This is a genomic window from Bacillus sp. SIMBA_074 (genome assembly GCF_046534555.1).
GTDB classification, from domain to species: Bacteria; Bacillota; Bacilli; order Bacillales; family Bacillaceae_G; genus Bacillus_A; species Bacillus_A mycoides.
In genome coordinates, this window is the sequence record NZ_JAWRYM010000005.1 from 57,843 (window position 1) to 79,559 (window position 21,717).

At 33.1% G+C, this 21,717-nt stretch carries 12 protein-coding genes and 2 pseudogenes; 5 read left to right on the forward strand and 9 right to left on the reverse strand.

Features of this window, described 5'->3' with window-relative positions:
• Positions 1-50: 50 nt before the first annotated feature.
• Both SB773_RS08520 and SB773_RS08525 read right to left on the reverse strand, forming a co-directional pair.
• Complete coding sequence (locus SB773_RS08520) at positions 51-419, reverse strand: DUF4180 domain-containing protein (protein ID WP_410589485.1); 369 nt, start codon at positions 417-419, stop codon at positions 51-53.
• A 171-nt stretch (positions 420-590) separates the two neighbouring features.
• Positions 591-1,265: an HAD family hydrolase gene (locus SB773_RS08525; RefSeq protein WP_140152401.1), complete on the reverse strand. Its 675-nt coding sequence runs from the start codon at positions 1,263-1,265 to the stop codon at positions 591-593.
• A gap of 563 nt (positions 1,266-1,828) precedes the next feature.
• Here SB773_RS08525 and SB773_RS08530 point away from each other — a divergent pair.
• A complete protein-coding gene (locus SB773_RS08530; protein ID WP_000800741.1) occupies positions 1,829-2,494 on the forward strand; it encodes a response regulator transcription factor in 666 nt (221 codons plus the stop codon).
• Entirely contained in the window at positions 2,487-3,959 is a 1,473-nt protein-coding gene (locus tag SB773_RS08535) for a sensor histidine kinase (protein ID WP_410589653.1), read from the forward strand. The genes SB773_RS08530 and SB773_RS08535 overlap by 8 nt, the downstream gene beginning before the upstream one ends.
• Before the next feature lie 57 nt (positions 3,960-4,016).
• Here SB773_RS08535 and SB773_RS08540 read toward each other — a convergent pair.
• From SB773_RS08540 to SB773_RS08550, 3 genes and pseudogenes are all read right to left on the reverse strand, one after another.
• Positions 4,017-4,562, reverse strand: a pseudogene (locus SB773_RS08540) (hypothetical protein); the annotation flags it as partial.
• 492 nt (positions 4,563-5,054) lie between these two features.
• Complete coding sequence (locus SB773_RS08545) at positions 5,055-5,732, reverse strand: ABC transporter ATP-binding protein (protein ID WP_000447830.1); 678 nt, start codon at positions 5,730-5,732, stop codon at positions 5,055-5,057.
• A gap of 11 nt (positions 5,733-5,743) precedes the next feature.
• Positions 5,744-7,174, reverse strand: coding sequence for an ABC transporter permease (locus tag SB773_RS08550; RefSeq protein ID WP_002032327.1), 1,431 nt, complete (start codon positions 7,172-7,174; stop codon positions 5,744-5,746).
• 513 nt (positions 7,175-7,687) lie between these two features.
• Here SB773_RS08550 and SB773_RS08555 point away from each other — a divergent pair.
• From SB773_RS08555 to SB773_RS08565, 3 genes are all read left to right on the forward strand, one after another.
• Entirely contained in the window at positions 7,688-8,149 is a 462-nt protein-coding gene (locus SB773_RS08555) for a GNAT family N-acetyltransferase (RefSeq protein WP_410589489.1), read from the forward strand.
• Between the two features lie 394 nt (positions 8,150-8,543).
• Positions 8,544-9,545 (forward strand): alpha/beta hydrolase, encoded by a 1,002-nt coding sequence (locus SB773_RS08560; RefSeq protein ID WP_410589491.1) that lies wholly within the window; start codon positions 8,544-8,546, stop codon positions 9,543-9,545.
• 849 nt (positions 9,546-10,394) lie between these two features.
• Positions 10,395-11,351, forward strand: a complete 957-nt coding sequence (locus tag SB773_RS08565) for an alpha/beta hydrolase (protein WP_002127565.1) — start codon at positions 10,395-10,397, stop codon at positions 11,349-11,351.
• Positions 11,352-11,439: 88 nt separating this feature from the next.
• On the opposite strand, the gene SB773_RS08570 is transcribed toward SB773_RS08565, so the two are convergent.
• The 4 genes and pseudogenes from SB773_RS08570 to SB773_RS35350 all read right to left on the reverse strand — a co-directional run.
• Entirely contained in the window at positions 11,440-12,894 is a 1,455-nt protein-coding gene (locus SB773_RS08570; RefSeq protein ID WP_016120261.1) for a pyridoxal phosphate-dependent decarboxylase family protein, read from the reverse strand.
• Between the two features lie 55 nt (positions 12,895-12,949).
• A complete protein-coding gene (locus SB773_RS08575) occupies positions 12,950-19,960 on the reverse strand; it encodes an amino acid adenylation domain-containing protein (RefSeq protein WP_410589494.1) in 7,011 nt (2,336 codons plus the stop codon).
• A gap of 32 nt (positions 19,961-19,992) precedes the next feature.
• Positions 19,993-20,970: a SagB/ThcOx family dehydrogenase gene (locus SB773_RS08580; protein ID WP_410589496.1), complete on the reverse strand. Its 978-nt coding sequence runs from the start codon at positions 20,968-20,970 to the stop codon at positions 19,993-19,995.
• A 497-nt stretch (positions 20,971-21,467) separates the two neighbouring features.
• Positions 21,468-21,575: pseudogene (locus SB773_RS35350) on the reverse strand (DM13 domain-containing protein); the annotation flags it as partial.
• Between the last annotated feature and the right edge of the window lie 142 nt (positions 21,576-21,717).

Here is a 21,717-nt window from a genome sequence, read left to right on the forward strand (position 1 = left end):
AAATAAGAGGCACAATCACGGATGCCTCTTTCGAATTACATTTTATATCTTTATTTCAATGAGCTTAATTTTTCAATTGCTTGTTGCTCAGTTGCTAAGAAAAAAATATCCTTACCTTTATTACATTCATAAATGAAATCTTTTAGGCTTTTACTAGTGTACATAGAAAAATCCCCGATGATAGCAATTTTCACGCTGTAATTAATAAACTTTTGAAGAATATCACCCGCAAGACGTGTTTTTAAGTCAAAGAAACTTTCACTTATTAATGATTTATTGATAGCAATCCGCTTTGAATCCGCTTCATATTGAACTGTTGCCATGAGATCTAATGCAGATTGAACATCGGATATTAATACTGTATCGTTTCTGACGACGGTAATATTTATTCCGCCAATTACTACTTTCTTTATTTCCATAGTCTCACTCCTCTATAATTTATAAAGTATATATTAAACATGCTGTGTAGCTTTTCATTAACACACATAAATGATTTGCCCCTGGCCCAATATCCTTTATATCCTCGTAAATAAATATTGTTTTAAAACTTCTCATACGGTCAATGAAATTAAGGGTAATCTATCTTTTTACTATTTTTGAAAATTTATCTCTCCACAATAACTTAATAAATTATCAAAAGAAGTAATCTCGGCATATGGTTTAGTGTCGGTATTATTCTTAATCACATTAGGATTGAACCATATGCCCTTTATATTTGCATTTTGACAACCGGCAATATCCTTTTCTAAGTCATCTCCAACAAATAGTACATCTTCTGATTGTACATTTAGCTTATTTAATGCTAGTTCGAATATACGTTTATCAGGTTTACTAAATCCAACTTCTTCAGAAATAATAATCGTATCAAAATACTCATTTAAACCCGTATTCATTATTTTAGCTTTTTGCCTCTGAGTTGAGCCATTTGTAATAATTCCAACTTTAAAGTGCCTCTTTATATGATTTAAGAAAAGAATAGTATTTTGGTCAATTGAAAAACATTTAGGAAAGTTTTCATTCCAAAAATCTTGGATATAATTGCGTGGCAATCTATATTTCGGCGCGAATTCATCAAATAATGATTCTAAAACTATTGTTTTATCACTAATGCCATATTCTCTTTTATCATATTCTTTGAATTTCTGTAACATATTGTTTTTGACTGTATCACTAACATCCTCATAACGCTTCTCTAAAACTAATAAAAACAAGTTATCTACTGCCTTATCCCTATCGAGTAACGTATCATCTAAATCAAACAGCATAGCTTTATAACTCCTCAAATAATTTCACAACCTTTCTCGCAATATATAAATAATCCCTAGTTCATACCTTGAAACTTTTGGTTTACCAAGAGAGTTGTTATTTATGTGAGAATAACGATCAAACAGAGTAAAGGATTTATTTTTACCTTCCAGGAGAATTAATTCTAGCCTTAGAATCCAGTTGTTTCTCTCCAGATCAATTAAATGCTCAACTACTTCGAATGTATTTCAAGTTCCTTCCTCTTCATTACAATGTAGCCATTTGCCTGATAAACTAGATAAAAAAACTCCAAAGTTTGTGGCACACGCTCTAGAATTACAGTAGCTTCTTTTATATTGAAATTCATTTCCTTTTCTCCTCTTGGTAAAGAAGTAAAAGTATATTTTCATACAATTCAAGAAATTACACCCGATTTACATTATTATACATTAGTTTCACTTAAATATTAATGTTCATTTTATTGAACGTGGAGCTAACACAATAATCGTCTTGTGGAATCTCCTAATTTATCTCCACATAAACTCCAGATAGTAAGGCTATAATGACTACCAGAGGTGATATTATGAAAAACTATCATATTCTCGTGGTAGAAGACGATCAAGAAATTCAGGAATTAATTAAACAATTTTTAATGACACAACAGTATACAGTTGTAGTTGCATCAGATGGATTAGAGGGTATGACACAATTTAATAAGCAATCCTTTGATTTAATTCTTCTAGATGTAATGATGCCCAATCTTAATGGATTTGAAGTATCCAAGATGATTCGAAGTCAGTCAAACGTACCAATTATTATGCTAACTGCATTGGAAGAAGAGGAAGATCAAATGAAAGGGTTCGATCTTGGAATCGATGATTATATAACAAAACCCTTTTCGTTTCATGTTTTGATTAGACGAGTCGAAGCTGTACTTAGAAGAAGTTATGATAAAAATGTAAATAATCATTTGGTATTTAAAGAAGTGCGTATCGATGTTGATGCATATAGAGTATATGTAAATGACGTTGAAATTTTATTAACGACAAAAGAGTTTGAAATTCTACAACTACTATTTCAAAATGAGAGAAAAGTACTCACAAGAGAAAATATCGTAGAAAAAGTTTGGGGGTACGATTATTTTGGAGAAACACGAATAATTGATACACATATTAAAAACCTACGTAAAAAGTTAGCTATCCCTTATATTAAAACAATAAAGGGTATTGGTTATAAAATTGATGAATAGTATTGTGAAAATCATGAAGATGAAGCAAATTACTTATAAACTCTTTATGACTACCTCTCTCATTTTGTTATCCTTTGCAGTATTGATTTATTTAACTTTATACTTCTTTCTCCCTACGTTTTATGAGCAATACAAAACAGATCAACTTCAAACAGGGATAAAAGAAATCATTGATAAATCTAAAGATCTTACGTTTCAAGATGCGATACCACTTTTTGATGAATATGCAAAAAAAAATAATGCGATGCTTTATCTTCAAAATAATGAGGGAATAATTAAATACTCTCCTTCATTTTCTTTTACTCAAAATGGTTCGCAAACAACAGTAGTTACTAGAGCCACACGGTTCGAGAATGCAGGTACCCTTAGCAATTCATATAACCTTACGCAACCAATTCAATTTCAAGATGGTAGTTTAACACTTATAGTCTTTGCTACATTTCAACCAATTGATGAAGCTTCACAGGTTTTAGTACGCTTTCTCCCCTATATTAGTATCATTGTACTCGTAATTGGTGTAGGGAGTGCTTATTTCTATTCCAGGTTTATTACAAAACCACTTATTTATATTAATGAAGGTGCACAAAAGATGGCAAATTTAGATTTCTCCGAAAAAATTGAGGTTCGCTCTACAGATGAGTTAGGAGAATTATCTAATAGTTTGAATGACATGTCTATTAACTTACAACAAGCTATGTTTGATTTAAAAAAAGCAAATCAACAATTAAAAAATGATATTGAAAAAGAACGAGAAATAGAAACAAAACGCAGAGAGTTTTTTGCGATTGTAGCACATGAATTAAAGACCCCTCTTACTGTAATGAAAGGATACTTAGAAGGGATGATATACAATATTGGCCCTTATCAAAATCGTGATCAATATTTAAAGAAAAATCATCAAATTATTGAAAGTATGGAACAATTAGTTCGTGAAATTTTAAGCATGTCGAAATTAGAACAACACACCTTTAAACTAAAAGTAGAAGAAGTTAATCTTTCGAAGTTAATAGATACAATCACAAAAGATCTCGAATTTTTTGCTTCTCAAAAAAGCATCCAAATAATAAAAGAAATTGATTCTGATCTTTCTGTTTATACAGATCGTGTTCTTTTTGAAAAAGCATGTAAAAATATTATCCATAATGCGGTTATGTATTCACCACATAATGAAAAAGTCTATATAAAGTTAAGTGAGGATTCTAAACAAGGTCAAATCAAAATGCAAATTATGAATACAGGTGTCAATATTAAAGAAGAGGATATACAACAAATTTTCAAACCATTTTATCGAATTGAAAAATCAAGGAATCGAAATACTGGAGGAAGTGGTTTGGGGCTATATATTGTTAAACAAATTCTTGAAACGCTAGATATAAAATATTTTATAAAAAATATGGAACATAGTGTACAATTTTGCATGAACATCCCATTATCTAAACAAAAAACAAACAAACTCCCCTCTTAGTAGGACGAGTTTGTTTGTTTTTTGTAGTTTTAGTATTGATATTTTTCGAGTTACTTTTTAAGCAATATTGGGATTAGCTTTTTTACCAATCCACATACCTAAGCCCACCATGCCAAGCCAACAGCAAATTGCTAACACAAACATCAATCGTTGTACGGATAACCCTTCAATCTGCATTTGACCCTTCCCAACAATTGTTTGGAAAAGTTGCGACCATTCGACATCGTAAAACACCCCTACTCCCACAATCACAATCAATATAAAAAATTGTAAAAATATATTCCCCATATTTCTCCATGTTGTGTAAATGAGTAAAGAAAGCTCTCTATGTGTAGCATTCACCATATATACTTTCATATTATTTTGAGAAGAAATACTATTAATGGCATAGCTCCCAAATGTAACGCTAAGAACTATAAATATTGGAGAATAAAACCCGAATATCATGATTAAAGTACTTACTAAAAATAAATGGATTGGATTAACTTTCTTAGCAGCTTTGATATCTAAAAATATGGACATCAAAATCCCTAATAGGTATGGTCCAACTACAATGAAAATACAGGTTAACATGTTATAGAAAGTAAAACTATAAAAAATACTACCAATGAGTATCATAGAAACTTGAAATAAAGTAATTGTTTGCTTAGTCATACATACCACCATATTTTGTAATGAATAAATATTACATAGTATAACTGATACATTGCATCTTTATTCCAAATGGTTAGTGCTTAGAGCCATGGACAATTAAACGCTCTTATTTATAAAATCTATCACATGAGATGTAAGCTAGTTCCTTTTTACAGATAAATAATTAAACGGGACAGTATTTAGATCATACACCTAAATACTGTCCCGTTTTTTATATGCAATTCTTCAATGATATAGTAAACCGATCATAACAAAAAGAACCTGTAGAATATACTACAAGTTCTTTTTCAAAAATTGTTAAAAAGGGAATAACAAACTATCTTAACATTCAATACAGGGAGACCATTTTAATTATGGCTTGGTTATATTGTATATCAAATATAAATATTTGAAGAAATTAATTTCGAAAATTATGTGAATTAAAAAACTAGGGTGTTTATATTAAATTTCGTTTACTACCAACTTCTTCTTACTTAAATAGACTGCACGGTCTGATTTTTTAGCAACTTCCTGTGAGTGCGTCACAACAATAATACATTTATTTTCTTTATGTGCAAGTTCTTGAAACAGTTCTATTATATCCATTGCCGTTTCTTCGTCGAGGTTTCCTGTCGGCTCATCCGCAATCAGTAAATCAACATTACAAGATAACGCTCGAGCGATTGCAACACGCTGCTGTTGCCCGCCACTTAGTTGCAGAACATTTCGTTTCGCTTCTACTTCTGTAAGTCCTACTTTCTCTAATAATTCTAACGCCCTTGCCGTTTTATTTTGCACTTTAACACCTGTAATTTCCATTGCTGTTAAGACATTTTGAAGAGCAGTCATATAGGTAATCAAATTATAAGATTGGAAAATTACCGATACATTTTGATTACGGTACCGATCCAAACCAATTTTTCGAATATCCTTTCCATTAAATAGTACATAACCATTTTTAGGTATATCTAGCCCACAACCTAAGCTAAGCGTAGTGGTTTTACCAGATCCGGATGGTCCTAGAATCGTGTAGAAATGTCCTTTTTGAAAAGAAAAGTTAACATTTTCTAGTATCGCTACTTTTTTTCCGTTACTTTCATAATAATAATCTAAGTTTTTAAATTGTAAAATCGTCTCCATATCGAGCCTCCTTATTCATCTTTTAAAAGAATTTGTTTTGGATTCAGGCGTAGAATAGATAATGCTGGAAGAAGCGTTGCTAATATAGCAATAGCTAGTCCAATCCCCCCCATTTTCCCTACATCTTCGCCTGTTACACTTACATTAATTTTATCAATTGGATCCTCTTTTTGATTTTGTACAGTTCCACCAGGTCCAGCTACCATTACAGTTCCATTTTGTGAGGTGTTTGTTTCTTCTCCTGCTGTAGCAATTTCACTCGAAAGTAAATTATTCCCTATGAATTGAGAAATTTTTGCTCCTGTTGTTATGGATAATCCAAATGCTAAAATAGCGATACATACTACTTCTACTACGAACTGCGCCATCAGTTTCCACTTTTTCTCTCCAATGGACAATAGAATCCCCATTTCCTTACGACGTGCTTTAATCGATAACATAATGATTAACCCTAAAATAATCGCACCTGCAATTGATACAATATAAATAATCATTTGAGAAGTAGATGAGATATTTTCGATAGGCCCAATCATTTGTTTGTACAACGAATCATGTGCATCTAATTTATAATAATTAAAATCAATATCAGATTTTTTTGCTTCTTCTTTAAATGCTTCAATGTTTTGTGGATCTTTCAAGAAATACACGACTTGAATGCTACTTATCCCTTGATCTATTTCTAATTTTTTCATAGTTGAATGCGGCATATATAGTTTATTAGCTGGATCCATTATAGGAGGAGCTTGTTGCCCCATTGCTTGCTCATTCGTTTCGTAGATACCGATAATTTCAACCTCCAGGGTTTCCTTCTTATCCCCTGATTGCACTTTAACTTTGTCTCCTACTTTCAAGTTGTTTAATTCCGCTAATCGTTTTTCCATTAAAGCTACATTCTGATCTTTCATCTGTTCTGTAATTGGTTTCCCATCAATGATTTTACTTTTTCCATTCTTAAAGCTTTCTTGTAATGCAGTTTTGCGAACTCCCTCAATCATAAAAGAAGAATTCATATCTATTTCTGTACCGGAGCCTGAACCGCCTCGTACAGCCGCCATTCCCGCCTTACCTTTTCCTTCTTCTTCTCCTTCTGAAGCTCCTACTAGTTTAAGTCCGTCAGAAATTCCGAGAGTGCTAGTTATGTAATTATAGTCTTTTACATACTTTGACTTCGCTAATTGATCTGCTTCTTTTGTATTAAGCTTCGGTGGATTAGGCATCTCTCCAGTTTCCCTAGCTTGTTGACCTAATTTGTCAAAATCAAGACTTAAAGTAACATCTGCACCGAGTTTTTTTCTTGCTGCATCAGCAGCTTTTTTTGATGCATTTTGGATTGTGAATCCTGCCAACACTAAATTTGTAACAATTAGGAAAACTGCCATCAAAATTAATGATGTTCCTACTCTTTTTTTCATACTGAGAATTGCTCGTTTCATAAAGTTCATTTTTTCTTACCTCCTTGATAACTTGTATTCTATATAGGTTATCTAGAGTCTATATGGAGCTAATCGGTAGTTTATCTAGAGATATAAGGAGTTTATGTGTAGTTATTCATTGACCTGGTCAAGAAAGACCGGAACACATATTCAAAAACGTAATCGTTTTTGAATATTGGCAAGGAGGTTATGGCTTTAGATAGCATTGAATGAGAGCATACAAATCCATGCTTATTACGTAATTTCTATACAACAAATAAAAACCACCCTATTTGGATGGTTATATATGTGCTTGTTAAATATGAAAATTCATTAAAGAATATGGAGGTTTATTGAAGTTGATCGGATTCTCTAATAATAATATTGTGTTAAAAAGCCTAACTTATAATTTTATAAGTTAGGCTTTTATGCTATCTATAAGAAAAAGTTATAGAGACTCATAATATTTTATAATTTAACCTTTTGTATTTAAACAAGTAAAATAAAAGTAACAAGTGCATACATTAAGGAGGTTTTTTGATAGTGACAGAAACTATAACATTTAGGATTGCAACGGCAGATGATTTAGATGCAATTGTAAAAATGCTTGCTGATGATGTTTTAGGAAATAAAAGAGAGCGCTATGAAACACCACTCCCTGATAGTTATATAAGAGCATTTCATGCTATTGATTGTGATCCAAATAACGAGTTGATTGTAGCGTGTGATGGGACGGAGATTGTCGGTATTCAACAAATTACATTTACGCCTTACATTGTACGTCAAGGGGGTTGGAGAGCTACAATTGAGGGTGTACGGACAGCCTCATCAAAACGTGGTAAAGGTATAGGAAGTAAACTTATTAAATGGGCTATTCAACGTGCTAAATTACGGGGATGTCATTTAGTACAGTTAACAACAGATAAGGAACGACAAGAAGCTTTACACTTTTATAAGAAATTAGGTTTTAAAGATTCTCATGATGGATTAAAACTCTTTCTCTAATGAATATAGCTATTTATATACCAAAAAGACGTATATTGTAAGGTTAATTAACTATAGGCTTCGAAAATTACGGTAACTATCACTGTATTAAATATACAAATTGACACATTGTCTTTCATATAAATTACGTCACTTCAAAAGGTGTACCTTTTGATACGAAAATAAGCAAGTTAATGTTCTCTTTTATGAATGAGAATATTAACTTGCTTTTTAGGTTTTTGTAAAAGATATTTATAGTTTTATTTTATTGATAGCTTTATAATATAATATACAAATTCCCCACCTGTTTTATAATTCAAGCATCTACTATTAGGAAAAGAGAATATTTCACAATTAATTTACAGCATAAATTTTGTCCATCTTTTAGACGATATGTATTTTGGAGGAGGTTAATTTGATTTTTTCAAAACTCATTGATCGATACGCCTTGTATGATTTGCACAAAAAAAGAAGTGTAAAGTTTCAGTATACTTCTCTTTCTAACACCTCACTATATATAAAGGACATAGAATTTTTTTATAAAGTAAAACCATCTCATATTCATTTTAACATTAAGCATTTAAAACAAGAAAAGGAATACATGGTTGGACAATTCAAATATAAAAGCTCGGTTCAATCTGGTGATTCACGCAACGATTCTGTCACTGGGGAATTATTTTTACATAAAAATGAAGATGCACCTCATGTCATCTTTGTTCACGGTTGGAGAATGGATTCTAACGAACGTGTAAAAAAAATATTCCACGACCATATGACCAACTTGAAGTGGAATATGTATTATTTCACTTTACCATATCATTTTGACAGAAAACCGAACCAATCCCTATACAGTGGAGAGTACATGGTAAGTGCCAATGTTGAACGAACTGTAGAAGCAACTAGACAAGCGGTAGCTGATTTACGAACTTTGATCAAATGGATTAAAGAAAATAAAAATGGCCCCTTGGTTTTAATAGGAATCAGTTTAGGTGGAGTTATTACTAACTTAACATCTCTTGTTGAACCAGAAATTGATGTGTTAGCATCCATTTTCTACGCGAATCGACTCTCTTATTCAATTTGGAAGACAAATCCAGGTAAATTTATTAGAGAAGATTTGGAACATCATGGTGTTACGTATGATGATTTAATAGCTTATTGGAAAATCACTGAACCGAGTCAAGCGTTACCAAAAGTAAAAAAAGAAAATATTTTATTAATTTCAGGTAAGCACGATCTATATGTGCACTCTGAGGATACGGACTATTTGTGGGAATCCTGGGAAAGACCTACAAGATATATTTATACATGTGGACATGCCGGGATTGTTCTTAAACGTAAAAAAATTGCAACTGATACTATCAATTTTATTCAGAATCGATTGAACTCCTCACACTTCCCCAAAGACATACCTTAAAGTGAGGGATTACTAAGTATAGAATCTTATACTTGTAATCTTTCATTTTATACCAAGTTCATTTCATATGGAAAAGGGTTACTCATCATTTTCACCAGGGGCTTATTTTTATAAAAAGAAATTATTGTTGTTTACCCTTTATATGCAATATTACATATAAAAATCTTTAATTGTTCTGTTATAATTTTAAGAGTAAATTATTCATCCATTAATTTACACCATCCATATCTACAGTTATGGAAACCCTAATTACATATAAAAAAGAGAAGAACCTTGGTGAGTTCTTCTCTTTTTTATATTTTTTTAAGATTACTATCCAAAGTAATTATTGCAATTACTTTAAGCTGGCTTTTGAATTATAAATTCTGATTTTCATACTTCTTCATGAGTCTAGATAAGAAAAAAGAATCTACTCCTTTTCTAGCCAAATAAAAGGAATTTTTTTAAACAGTTATTTTAATTTGTACTGTTCTCCTATATTAATGCCTGCCCATGAGTATTTCCCTGAATTATATATTAAGGAATGAAAATGTATTAATTCTTTCCGAGTATGAATTCGAATAGGTATCACTTGCAATATGTCATTAAAATAAAAAGGATTATCACTTGGTTTAATTAGAAAACTAAGTGTACATAAATACAACGACATGAAAACACTTTGCTCCTAAATCCACTACTTGTATTATTGGTTGCGTGAAACTCCTTCTTGAGAAAGGTTTTAATTTCCGAATATTCTGTTGACTGTTGTCGCATATCCAATTTACAATTTAATTGTAATATTTTTTCACAATTAAACTACTTAGAATACACTTCATTTATTCGAAAACAATTACAAATAGAGGTGCTAAAATGAAAACAAGAGTAAATCCAGAGTTATTACAAGGGTTAGAGATGTTTCCAAATCTCGATTTACACCCGGAAAACTTGCAATCAATCAGAGAAGGAATAGCTCAAATGAGACCACCTACCGTTGTTGATGAATCCCTTTCATTAACAGATGAAGTCATTGTTGGACCTGATGATAATCCGTTACCATTAAGAATTTATCGTCCAAAATCAAATAATGAGCCTTTACCTGTCTTATTATGGATACATGGTGGTGGTTATATCTTAGGGTCTATAGATGATAACGATGATACTTGTATGAGGTTTGCAAAAGAAGCTGGCTGTGTGGTCGTGTCTGTAGACTACCGCTTAGCACCTGAACACCCTTACCCAGCACCAATTGAGGATTGTTATTCAGCTTTAAAATGGATTGCTGATAATGCGAAGTCATTAAACATTGATTCGAATCGAATTGGGGTTGCAGGAGTAAGCGCTGGAGGTGGACTAACAGCAGCATTATCATTATTAGCCCGAGATCGAAAATATCCTTCCATTTGTTTACAGATGCCACTCTATCCAATGATTGATGACCGAAATAATACACCTTCAGCGAATGAAATTAAAGAAGGATTTGTTTGGAATCAAAAGGCAAATGAAGCTGGTTGGAAAATGTATTTAGGAGAAATGTATGGAACAGATCAAATCCCTGTCTATGCAGCGCCTTCTCGAGCAGAGGATTATAGTGATTTACCATATACTTACACATTTGTTGGTCAATTAGATCCATTCCGCAGTGAAACATTAACCTATGTAAGCAAACTAGCGCAAGCTGGTGTTGATGTCGAGTTTCATTTATATCCAAATGCCTATCACTGGTTTGAAGGGTTAAATCCAAATGCCGATGTATCTATTTACGCTGTAAACGAAATGGTACAAGCAGTAAAGACTGGTTTCAAAAGAGTCTCTAAGGTTGAGGCTTAATCCCTTTACAAGAAAAACACTCGTAAATAGTATAATAGCCGATTCTCATTTAGAATCGGCTATTAATATGTAAAATCCACCTAATATATCAAGGTTGAGAAACAGATATAAGATGTTTAGGCGATGTGTTTATTTCCTCTGCCAACGCCTTAATGCTCATCATGATTTGAATTATTTCTTCTAATGTTGTCCTCGGGTTGATAGAGCAAAGTCGGATTACTACTTTTTCTTTTAATTTAGTCGTACTTAGCATAGCAAATCCTCTTTGATTAATTTCTTCCACCAGTTTTTTGTTTATTTCATGAATTGTTTCTGTAGACGTTCGCTTACAAGGAATATAACGAAAAGTAACAATTCCTAATTGGGCAGGTGTTACTACTTCCCAATCTTTTTCTTTCCTTAAAAACTCTTCAACTTGTTCAGCCAACATAATGCCATGATCTATTGCCTCACGAAAAGCTGTGACTCCAAATGCTTTAAAAGAAAGCCATACCTTTAATGCCCTAAATCTACGAGAAAGTTCAATTCCACGCTCCCCAAAATTCACTTTTTCTTCTATATTAGTTTCCGTATCCTTAATATACTCTGGGATCATACGGAACGTTTTACTTAAATATTGGCTATTGCGAATGAGTACACAACCAACATCATAAGGCTGAAAAAGCCATTTATGCGGGTCTAACGTCAAAGAATCAGCACGATGAATTCCTCTTAACACCTCCCTTCCTTTTTCACTGAGAATTGCTGCAGCCCCATAAGCACCATCCGCGTGTAGCCATACATCTTCATCACCACATAGATCAGCCAATTCATCGAGGGAGTCCACCGCTCCGCAATTCGTTGTCCCTGCATTAGCAATAACACAAAATGGTTTTTTCCCTTTTAATCGATCTTCTTTTATTTGCTTTCTTAAAGTACTAACTGAAATTCTTAAATCTTCATCTGTTTCAATTCGGCAAATTTGATGATGTTTAAAACCTAATACTTTAAGTGCTCGATCTACAGAAAAATGAGTTTGGTTAGAAAAATACACAACCGCATTTTCTATGTCATTATTCAGCTTGACCTGTCTCGCTACAGTAAGTGCAGTCAAATTAGCCATGGAACCGCCACTGACAAATAACCCTTCAGCTGAATCAGGGAATCCTAGCATTGATTTTAACCAGTTGATTGTCGTTAATTCAATTTGTTCAGCACCTGCACCTACTATCCAAGCTGTAGGAAATACATTAAACCCACTTGCTAAAAAATCTGCTATTACACCAACATAATTATTAGGACCTGGCACAAAAGCCATAAAATGAGGATGATCCACATGAGTAATTTGATTAAACACATTGTTATTAAGAAAATGAAGTAACTCTTTTGGATTGGATCCGTTTTCTGGAATCGTTTCAATTAGCTTGTCTCTAAAAATATTACTATCAATCGTTTCCGAAACTGGTTTACTTTTTAAATGATTCATATGATCAACAATCAAGTCCACCGCTTGATATCCTAACTGACGCATCTCTTCGGCTGATAACTGCAAGTTTTTTGTCATTTGGTTTACTCCTATTCTATTTAAAAAGGCGAGTTCTTGCTCGCCTTTTCATTTTTTATAATTTGTAATCACCGATTGCCTGTATTGGATTTTGAAGAATCATGTTGATTAACTGATGGATGTGATTCAATATTTCCTGTATTTTCTCCGCTTCATATACGGTTTGATCATATCCAAACTTTATTGTAAGTTTCTCTTCAGGGAAGCACATAATTCCATACTTTACATGAGGCTCATCAACAACTTCGTAATCTGTGATGGCAAAATTTCTGTTTTCATTTGAAGAAAAGATAGCTGAGTTAGTCGGATAGTTTTCAAAAACCCAAAGATGGTCAGTCAACTCAGTTTTTAATTCACTTTGTTTTTGTATATCAACAAATGAATAGTATGCATACTCATTACATTTCAATGTTTCTAGTTGTACTTTTTGCAGGAAGTCCACAAAAGATTGCGTTTCTGTCCATGCTAGTCGGATAGGCAAAACATTTGTGAACAGACCGAACATATTTTCAATCCCTTCTACTTCGGGAGGTCTGACTGATACTAGATTAGGTAATACTACTTCTCTCATTCCGTTGTATTTGCCAAGCAATATTCCCCATACAGCTAGTAATGCCGAATTCATAGTTATATTGTTTTTAGTTACAAATGTCTGTAACTGATTAGTCAAATCCTTATCTAATGTTAAATCCATAAATGTGAAATTTAACCCTTCACTTTGAGTTGGTACTTTCTTTTTAGGAATACTAATTTTCCGATTGTATCCTGATAAATAATCCCGCCAAAAATGACGTGCTTTCTCATGATCTCGTGCTACAGTCCAATCTATGAATGTCTCAAAAGGTTTCACCATAGGTAACTCTGCCGTAGTTCCCGCATTTATTGTTTCATAGAGCTGGAATAATTCGTCTATCAAAATGCTGACGCTCCAACCATCACATAATAGATGATGGGAACTCCAAACCACCTTATGCTCGTTATTTTCTAGTTGGAATATACAGAGACGGGTCATGAGTTCATCATTTTTGAATCCTTGACTTAAATTTTCATTCATCCACTGGTCTAGGAATTCTTGCTGTTCTTGTTTCGTCATCTCAATCAAGTTTTTTATCTCTGAAATCATTTGAACATCATGTAGAACAGCTTGCCAAGGTTGTGCTTGTTCATCTTGCACAATTATCGTTCTTAAAGAATCATGACGATCAACTAATTGTTGGAAACACTGAATAAAGAGATTAATATCCAGCTCCCCCTCAAGTGCCCAAATTGTTTGTTCGAAATATGCATTTGTATCAGGTTCAGTCGCAGCATGTTCATAAATAACTTCCTGGAAAGGTGCCAATGGATAAATACGTTCTATTTTTATTTCTGGCATTTTTTCTTGTATTTTGATAAGTGTATGTTGATTAAGTTGTTTATCTTTAACATTTAGTAATGTAACTTTATTATCGTTCATTTTGTTTACATCACTTGTTTGCGAATTTGGAAGATGATCAAGCTTTTTAACAAATTGAACCATGTCTCCTAATATAGGAAATGAAAATAAATTTTTTGGCTCCAGCTCAAATCCTTGTCTATACAGTCTGACGGAAACTTGAATCGCTTTTATCGAATCTCCACCTAAGGCAAAGAAATGATCATTTACTCCAATCCGATTTACTTTGAGTACTTCTTGCCAAACACTAGTTAATATTTTTTCCATTTCCGTTTTTGGAGCAATAAATACTTCATTTGTTTGTTTCTCCGGAGTAGGGAGCGCTTTTCTATCTAATTTCCCGTTTGGAGTCAAGGGCAATTGTTCCAAATAAACAAAATAAGAAGGAATCATGTAATCTGGCAAGTGATCTCGCAAATGCTTTCGAAGTTCTGTTGTGCTAATATTTTTCTCAGTTACCACATATGCGACTAAAAATTTTATACCATACTCATCTGTCTGATCAATCACTACTGCATGTTCGACTTGTTTGTAAGTGAGAAGACAATGGGCGATTTCTTCTAACTCTACTCGATACCCTTGAATTTTGACTTGATAATCTTGGCGGCCTAAAAATTCAATATATCCCTCAGGATGCATTTTTCCACAGTCTCCGGTCTTGTAAATAAGACCAAAATCAGGATGTGATACAAATGCTTCATTTGTTTTCTGTTCATCATTTAAATATCCTTTAGCAAGGCCCACTCCCCCGATATATAAATCTCCAATTACACCAACAGGGCACATTTTCTTTTCATAGTTCAACACATAATACGTTTGGTTTGCCAAAGGTATCCCGTATGGAATACTCTTCCAATGCGATTCCACCTGTTTGACCGGATAATAAATTGACCAAATCGATGCTTCTGTTGCTCCTCCGAGTGAAACTACTTCCGCAATCGGAAAATGTCGTTTTATTTTTTCTGGTAAAGAAAGTGGAATCCAATCTCCACTATGTAAAACTAAACGCAAGGAAGAATGTTCAAAATGAGAACCTACTTGATCTAATGCCAAATCCATAATTGCAGGTACTGTATTCCAAATTGTAATTCCTCTACGTTCGACAGTACGGATTAATTCTTGCATGTCTCTTGGGTCACGAATCATTACCAACATTGCACCTGTGCTTAACGTTCCGAAAATATCGTATACAGATAAGTCAAAACACATAGAAGAAATACCAATAATACGATCATCTTCATTTACCTGATATTTTTGATTAATATCTTGAATGGTATTTGCAACCGCTTGGTGAGTAATAATTACTCCTTTCGGTTTCCCTGTACTTCCTGAAGTGTAGATAATATAGGCAAGATCTTCCGGACCAGCAATAGCAGGCATATCTTCTGTTGTGTATAATGACAAGTGGTTTTCTGCATAAAGACTAGGTTCTAATAAAAGTTTGCATGAGCTATTTTCTAAAATATATGTTTGGCGATCTGAAGGATGGTCGGGATCAATCGGAACATAAGCGGCACCTGCTTTTAAAATACCTATCATATTAGCAATTGTGTCAACTCGTCTTTGTGCTAAAAGACCAACCTTGTCACCTAGACCAATTCCTTGTTCTTTTAAAAAGTGCGCAACTTGATTGGAGCGCTTATGAAGCTCCGAGTATGTTAAGTAGTCTTGTTCAAAAACTACTGCTACTTCATCCGGTGTACGTTTTACTTGGTCTGTAAATAATTGATATAAAGTAGTCGACGGTATTTTTTCTGTTGTCTCATTGTATTGCTCAATTAAAGCATGGTCTAACTCTTTCATCTGCAAAGATGTTACGTCACTTTGTTTCACTAATTGTTCCAATAAGTCAACAAATTGGTGAAACATCGCTTCTATCACATCAACATCAAACAATTCTTCAACATAGTTCCAGCTAATTAATAACTCTCCATTTTTTTCAATTACCACATTATCCAAATACACTTGTGGAGTCCGAGCATGAATATGGCGAAGTGAACCAAGTTGTTCCCAAGCAAAAGCCCCCGCACCTGCTAGCATCGAGGTGAAAACAATTGGCATAACTGCTTTTGGCGTCATTTGATGATATCGAGTAAAATCTCGAATGAAATTAACTCCATCGTAATGGCGATGTTCGAGACCATCTAATAAAGTAGATTGCGTTTCTTTTACTCTAGTAAAGAAAGATTGATCTGGATTCACATCAACATCCAACAAGATGAGTGAAGTGAAATCTCCCACAATTTGCTCTACTTCTTCATGAACAGGATAACGGTTAAATACAGTCAAATTAATTGCCAATCGACGTTGATTACTCCAATATGCCAATACATCACCATATATTGTACAAAGCAGAGCCGAAGGAGTTACTTCTTTCTCTTGTGCTAACTTTCGTAGCTTTGTCCATATTTCATTGTCCAGGATTTTATTAAGTGATTGGAACTTAGGAGTAGCAATCTCTGCTGGATCCTTTTTTAACAGCAAAGAAGGCGCAAACGGAAAGTCAGGAAGCTTACTTGTCCAATAATCTTTTGCTGTTTTATATTCTGTACTTTGTTCCAGTTCATCATAGATAAACATGTAATCTTGAAAATCAAAAGATAGAGGTTCTAACCTTTGCTCTGGTTTATAATAATAATGAAACAAATCCTGTCCAACGATGTTCATGCTTGCTCCGTCCATTAATAAAGCATCGTATCGAAAACATAATAAATACGTGTCTTCTTTTAAAAGAAAGGCTTTTAATTCAAACAAAGGCCATTGCCCTAAAGGAAATACATGATTAGTCATTCGAGAACGTTCTTCTTGTAAGCGAGCATTTTGATTCCTATCATCTAAATCTATGAGACTTACTATTTCAATCTCGTAATCAGGAACGCTTTGTAATATTTGCTGTTCTCCCTCTGGTAAAATTACAGCTCGTAACATCGGATGACGTTGAATTACCTTTTGAAAACTTTTTGAAAGACGATTGATATTCAATTCTGTTTCATATTCAAAATAAGTTTGAGGTGAAATACCACTTAATTCAAACTGTGAATTCCGTCCTAACATGTACGCTGTCTGAACCTCTGTTAAGGGAAATGGCTTAGACAAATCTTTAACATGGGTTGGTCTATTTTCAAAGTTTTCCGTTTTATGCTCTAACTTTACACAAGTACTAAGTTGAGCAATCGTGGGATGCTTAAAAAAATCTGTTGTACTTATTTTTAAGCAGTCTTTTCTTAATAAATTAATTACCTGAAGTGCTTTAATCGATTCTCCTTTTAAAGCAAAAAAATTATCATGAATACCGATTCCCTCAATCTCCATAACTTTTTCCCATGCATGCACCAATTTTTGTTCAATTTCATTGCGCGGGGCAACGTATGGAATTGATACATAATCTGTTTGTGTTATATCTAATAACCTTTTCCTATCTACTTTCCCATTTGGATTCAACGGAATCTCTTCCACCTGAATCATTTTTTCAGGAATCATAAACTCAGGTAATTTATCACTTAAATATTTTCTGATTTCATCAAAAGAGACCTTATTATCCGATACATAGTACGCAGCTAATAATTTCCTATTTCCATATACTTGATCAACAACGATAGCTTGGTTTATTTCTGGATATTCCCTTAACTGGCTTTCGATTTCTCTTAATTCAATCCGATATCCCCGAATTTTTACTTGATGATCCATTCGACCTAGATATTCAAGTTCTCCATTAGGCAACGAACGAACGAGATCACCCGTATGATACATCATTTCTCCTGCCGTAAAAGGACTCGGTACAAACTTTTCATCTGTCAGTTTAGATTTCCCAAGATACCCTCGTGCTACCGCCACGCCACCAATGCAGAGTTCACCCGGAATTCCAAATGGTTTTAATTGACCATACTTATTCAATATATAGGAATGATAATTCGGGTTGGGACTTCCAATCGTAACTTCTTTGGCAGAGCTCAAATCTTTTACTGTTGCACAAATGGTTGTTTCTGTAGGACCATAAATATTTAAAATTGTCGCTTCACTGATGCATCGAATTTTTTCAACCAAATCAATGGAAAATGCTTCTCCTGCTAACAAAATAGATTTTAAATCGTTTAGAAAATTTGCCCCTTCTGGATCACTCAAAATCACTTCCATTCGCGATGGCGTTGATTCCCATAAATCCACCTTATGTTCTTTGACCAAATAAGCCAATTCTTTTGTTGCGAACTGATCCTCTGTAGCAATAACTACTTTCGAACCTTGTGTTAAAGGCAGACATATTTCTAACAAGGAGATATCAAAAGAAACACTAGCAAGAAACAAGAATGACTGATTATCTTTTACTTTTTCTCTCATTACACTTAAAAAATGGACAAGAGATTTCTGTTCTACCATTACCCCTTTTGGATTCCCTGTCGATCCCGATGTGTAAATAACATAAGCTAAATCATTAGGATAACTTTCTCGAACTAAATTACTTTCCTCACCTTGGAAGAGATATTCCTCATCAAGATACAGCACTTCACCCGCAAATTGCGGCAATTCTACTTCTGTTCGCTTGCTCAGTAAACATTTCGCTTGACTATCTTGTAACATATATTCAATTCGTTCATTTGGATAGTTAGGATCGATTGGTAAATACGCTGCTCCTGCTTTTAAAATCCCCACCATGCCAATGATCATTTCCAATGACCGATTTACCATAACCCCAATAATACTTTCTTTCGAAACACCCTTACTTTGAAGAATAGAAGCCAATTGATTTGCTTTTTTATTCAATTCTCTATATGTCAAAGATTGATCATTACAAACAACAGCAATTTGATCTGGGGTTTTTAACACTTGTTCCTCAAACAAATCTTGAAATGATTGAGACAATTCTATGTCCGCCTGACCTTGATTCAATTCTTCTAGCAACTCTTTCTCTTCTTCTGAAATGATACAAATATCTTTCACAGCCAAATTCGAATTTGTTGACACTTGCTTTAAAACATAAAGATATGAATTTGCAAACTGTTGCAAAGAAGAGAATGAATGAGACTTGAAAGAAATTTGAATTTCAGATTCATTATGTATTTCATTCCATTTTCTTTGTATCCAGATGGCTAAATTATTCTCTGCATATTCTTCTATCGAATTTTTATTATGTAATCCTTCCATCCCAATAACAATTTGAAAAGGAGTTAAATGGTGTTTCGCTAATAATTCAGAGAGTGGATAACTCTGATTGTCATACCCGAATAAAGTCGTTTGTTCAATCTGATTTACTACTTGTTTAAAGCTGTGATGCGGATGGATTTCACTTCCTAAAGGAATCAACTTATTAAGATTCTCGCTTTGTTCAATATTCTTTTCAATTACAGGAATACCAATAGTAATCCTTTCTTGATCTGTATAGTGTGCCAAACAAATCCTTAACGCGGCCTGTAACCAGCTAAATAATAATAAATCTTGAGACTTAATTACTTTTTGTATACTTTTACTAAACTCTACATTCATTATGACTTGAACGTGCTCGCAAGGATTTTCTTTATTTAGTTGGTAACCGCTATTAAATACAGAAAAATCGAGAACCTCGGAAGATAACTGCTCCTTCCAAAAAGCCTCTACCCCTTTATTTTCATGAATCGAACTTCGATCTTTAATGTGCATTTTTATCTTTATCCCCCTAATATTCATTTCATCTATTCGTTAATTTTCAAGCCAACTTCAAGCCCATGGAGAAATACTTGATGGTTATCCAAACATAAAAATTGCTGAATCTTTTCAAATTTCATATGACCAACTGAACAAACGCCTAAATTCAATGTCTCAGCCACCATATTTAAGGTAGCAGTGATAATACCAGACTCAATACAAGCAAATAAATATCCATCTGAACCGTATTTCGGGATGGAAGCGTTCGCATTATAAACCAAATAAACTGAAAAGGCAGACTGAGTAAATAAATCTAGGTTAATTGACTCATGATCACTTTTGATTACTTGATCAATATTATTTACAATAACAAGACAGTTTTTTGATGGGTTATAATAATAAAACCCAGCTTTCATACCTTCTATACGTTTTGGTTTTATATAAATAAAGATATCAATAGGGTAGAGTCCGCCTGCACTTGCGTAATGATAGTATATATTTTCTTTCCTAACCTGTTTTAGAGTTGATATGAATTGGGAAAATTCTAAAAAACTAATATGTTTTTTCATATCAAATTGGCGACAAGACCTACGTTCCTTGATTATAGTGGGTAACTCATTTGTTGTTTCAAGTTGAATTTCGGTTGACCGCACAGCATGGTGTGTTCGATTCAATTGTTGACTCATATACTTATCTAAATCTTCTTTAGAAAAGCGAATCTGGTTGCTATATGGATTCGGAAAAATCTTTTCTTGTGTGGAAAATACTTCTCTTGGGGGTAATATGTTACTTACTAACACACGATTTTTTATCATAAGCTCTATTGTTTTTTGTGTCTCTTCTACATTTCCTAACGAAAAGTGCTCTACTAGTTCACTAATTTTCACACCTTTTTGAGTCAAAAAATAAAACTCAGGAAACCATTCAGACAGAACGCCTGCAAATCTTGTTTCTCCTATCAAAATTTCATTATGCAACTTCTCCCAATGCTTAATAGGAGACCAGTAATAAATTTTCTCGCTCATATAACCCTCCATAAATGTTTTACTTATTTTCAAAATACAATTTTCTAATCTACAAAAATAATCTTTAGATTCTGCCCCTTGTCTCATAGTGATTATAAATACATGTACTTCAACGAAGCTTGAGAATAATAAAATAACTTTTTCTTCATTAAATTTTTTTATTTCATCATAAAAAATGATTTTTTATTAGACATTTCACATCCTTTCCCATAGTAATCCTATAAGGTATAAACCATTTAGAACATTGGGAATTTTCATGTATTTCCAATGTGAAATTATTGTAATGGATTGGAAAGCAGATGGAAATAGTTATTAAACAAAATAATATTGAGAAAGTTTTATTTGTTATAGCGATAAAATTTTCTAATGAGATTTATTACAAATAGATTAAGAAAAGAATTTGAAATTTTTCTTTAGAAGTTAGTGTAAAAATGCACATACTATTACATACAAGTGAGTTACTAACATATCGTATTTAAAATAGAGAAAAGACACCATTTAAGGTGTCTTTTCTCTATTTTAAATCCATATACTTTTGCATCTTTGCTATTTTTTAAACGATTTGTAGGAATTAATACAACTCGAACATCTAGCCCGTTAGATGTTCGAATATATAATAAAAATTATATAAATTAAGAATGTGCTTCAGATAATTTTATAAATAAATACAAAGATATCTTCTCCTCCTACTGTTACAATAGCAATAATCTCTTGTCTATTTTCGTTATTAAATTGTAATATAATTAC